The 2,149-nt window shown below is 77.6% G+C and carries 2 protein-coding genes; both read left to right on the forward strand.

Annotated elements, in window-relative coordinates; genetic code table 11:
• The coding region (locus tag Cpa01nite_RS18355) for a hypothetical protein (RefSeq protein WP_203670308.1) at positions 1-1,151 on the forward strand (1,151 nt) is incomplete at its 5' end.
• 82 nt (positions 1,152-1,233) lie between these two features.
• On the forward strand, positions 1,234-2,149 hold a 916-nt coding region (locus Cpa01nite_RS18360), incomplete at its 3' end, for an alkaline phosphatase (RefSeq protein WP_203670309.1).

The following is a 2,149-nucleotide window of genomic DNA, read 5'->3' on the forward strand; positions in this document are numbered from 1 at the left end:
CCCGCCCCGCCCTCCCCCACCTCCCCGTCCCGCTGGAGACCGCCGTGCCGCGCACCACCGCCCCGCGACGCCGCCGGGCGTCCGCCGCCCTCGTCCTGCTCGCCGCCCTGGCGCTGCCCGCCGCACCTGCCGCGGCGCTCGCCCCCGGAGCCGCCGAGCCCGCACCGGCCGCCACCGCCCCGGCCGAGGGCGCCGCACGGACCACCTGGGCGCTGGAGCCCGCCACCGCCGAGGGCCCGGACGGCCGGGTGTCCTTCCGGCACGCCGTCGACCCCGGCGCCGAGGTCACCGAGCACGTGACCCTCACCAACTTCTCCGACCACCCGGCGACCTTCGAGCTCTACGCCGGCGACGGCCTCATCACCGCGGACGGGCAGTTCGACCTGCCGCCGACCGGCGCCGAGGCCGAGGCGGCCGGGTCCTGGATCGCACTGGGCGACGCCGCCGGGTCGATCGGCGAGCCCGGCGCGACGCAGCGCGTCGAGGTCGGCGCCGGCGCCTCCGCGACGCTGCCGTTCGTCGTCCGGGTGCCCGCCGACGCCACGCCCGGCGACCACCCCGCCGGCGTGGTCGCCGCGCTGGCGACGGACACCGACGCGGGCGTCGCGATGGACAGCCGGGTGGGCGCGCGCCTGCACCTGCGCGTCACCGGCGACCTGGCCCCGGCGCTCGCGGTGCAGGACGTCGACACCACCTACACGCCGTCGTGGAACCCGTTCGCCCCGGGCACGCTGCGCGTCGAGTACACCGTCGCGAACACCGGGAACGTGCGGCTCGGCGCCACCACGTCCGCGAGCGCCGCCGGGCCCTTCGGCGTCGCGGGCGCCGACGCCGAGGGCGCCGCCGTGCGCGAGGTGCTGCCGGGCGGCGCCGCGCACGGCAGCGTCGAGGTCGAGGCGTGGCCGCTCGTCCGGCTCGGCGGCTCGGTCGCCGTGACGCCCTCGGTCGTCGGCGACGACGAGGTGACGGCCGCCCTGGCGGCGTCCGAGGCGACGTGGTCCGCGTGGGCCGTGCCGTGGGTGCAGGTGGGGCTGGTGCTGCTGGTCGTCGGCGTGGTGCTCGCGATGCGGCAGGCGCGGGCGCGGCGCGAGGCGGCGACCCGGCGGCGGATCGCCGCGGCGGTCGCGGCGGCGCAGGGCTCGACCGCGTAGCACCGGCCGCACCGGATAGGGTGACGCGGCCACGGCGCGACCCGCGCCGGCGCCTCGCCGCGGCCCGCCAGGAGACGTGACCATGCCCCGACGTCCTGCCCGGTGGCTCGCGCTCGCGCTCGCGCTCGCCGGGACCGTCACCGCCGGCGCCGCCGTGGTCCTGGTCACGGCCGCGCAGGACCCGGCCGGCCCGGAGAACGTCATCCTGCTCATCGGCGACGGCATGGGCTACAACCACGTCGACGCCGCGTCGCTCTACGAGCACGGCACCACCTACGCCCAGGTCGCGGTCGACCCCGCGGCCGGCACCGTCGAGCACCTGCCGGGCACGGCGTCCCAGGTGTTCCAGCACTTCCCGGTGCAGGTGGCCATGTCGACGTTCTCCGCCGACGGCCGCGCGGAGTACGACCCCGAGCGGGCCTGGAGCGACTTCGGCTGGATCTCCGAGGGCGCCACCGACTCCGCCGCGGCGGGCACCGCGCTGGCCACGGGCGTCAAGACGAACAACGGCGTCCTGGGCCTCGACCCGTCGGGGGCGCGCGTCACCAGCGTCGCCGAGCGTGCCGCCGAGGTCGGCAAGGCCACTGGCGTGGTCACGTCGGTGCCGTTCTCCCACGCCACCCCCGCGAGCTTCGGCGCGCACAACGCGACCCGGGGGGACCTGCACGGCATCTCCGACGAGATGATCGCCGGCCCGCTGGACGTGATCGTCGGGGCCGGTCACCCGCTGTACGACGACGACCACCAGCCGATCGGGACCCCGCGGTTCGACTACCTGAGCGAGAGCAGCTGGAACGCGCTGCAGGACGGCCGGACGTCGCGCACGTTCGTCGAGGACACGGCGGACTTCGAGGCGATGGCCGCCGGCCAGGACGTCCCGGAGCAGCTGTTCGGCCTGACCCAGGTCGCCTCCACGCTGCAGCAGGCGCGCTCCGGGCACGTCGAGGGCGCGCTCCCGTTCGATGTCGCGCGGAACGACGTGCCCTCGCTCGCCACCC

Origin of the sequence: Cellulomonas pakistanensis, from assembly GCF_016862755.1 — a bacterium.
GTDB classification, from domain to species: Bacteria; Actinomycetota; Actinomycetes; order Actinomycetales; family Cellulomonadaceae; genus Cellulomonas; species Cellulomonas pakistanensis.